Below are 779 nucleotides of genomic sequence, written 5' to 3'. Positions count from 1 at the left end.
CTATATGATCAGCCGGGCCGCGCGCCCCAGCTGCCGTTCCGCGTCGTTGTAGTAGCGCGAAGCCTGTTGGATCGAGCGATGCTGGGATTGCTGCATGGCCTCGGTTAGGGGAATGCCGCGGCGGCCGGTTTCGGTCAGAAAGCCTGAGCGCAGGCCGTGGGCGCTGAACAGCGTCGGGTCGAGACCGGCTTCGGCGGCGCGTCGCTTCAGGATCAGATTGACCGATTGCGGCGTCACGGCCCGTCTTTCGAGATGGCCCCAGCGATCGATGCCACGAAACACGGCGCCATCGGCAATGGCGGCCCGCTCGAGCCATTCGCTCAGCGCCACCACCGGTCGGCCGACGAGCAGCACGAAGTCGTCCGAATCGGCCTCGGTGGTCTTGCTGCGGCCGAGCCGGATTTTCAGGCATGGCAGCTTTTCGCCGTCCGGATTTTTGGGGTCCGCCGGCACCGGCTGTTCCTCGATCAGCTGCTCGACACGCAGGGACGAAACCTCGCTGCGGCGGCGGCCTCCGGAGGCAAATGCGGTCAGCAGGAGGGCGCGGTCGCGGACGTCGACCAGTTTTTCGCCGGCGCAGGCTCTCAGGAGAGCGGTCAAAATATCGGCGGTCACCGCCCGCTTGCTCTTGCGGCCGCGTGGCCGCGCGCTGGCGCGCACGGCCAGTTTTATGGCGCTCTGCAGGCCCGTGGCGGAAAAATTTCCCCGCAGCCCGCGCCATCTGGTCAAGGTCGACCAGCTCGACAGCCGGCGGCGCACCGTGCTCGGCGCGTGCGGTC

At 67.7% G+C, this 779-nt stretch carries 1 protein-coding gene; it reads right to left on the bottom strand.

Going from position 1 to position 779, the window contains the following annotated elements; translation table 11 throughout:
- Window positions 1–779, bottom strand: a 779-nt coding sequence (locus EOA33_RS37345; RefSeq protein WP_145989583.1) for a site-specific integrase, incomplete at its 5' end; no start/stop codon positions are given.

Source organism: Mesorhizobium sp. M4A.F.Ca.ET.050.02.1.1, from assembly GCF_003997725.1.
In the GTDB taxonomy this organism is placed as follows: domain Bacteria; phylum Pseudomonadota; class Alphaproteobacteria; order Rhizobiales; family Rhizobiaceae; genus Mesorhizobium.
This window is presented reverse-complemented; position numbering and strand designations above follow the sequence as displayed.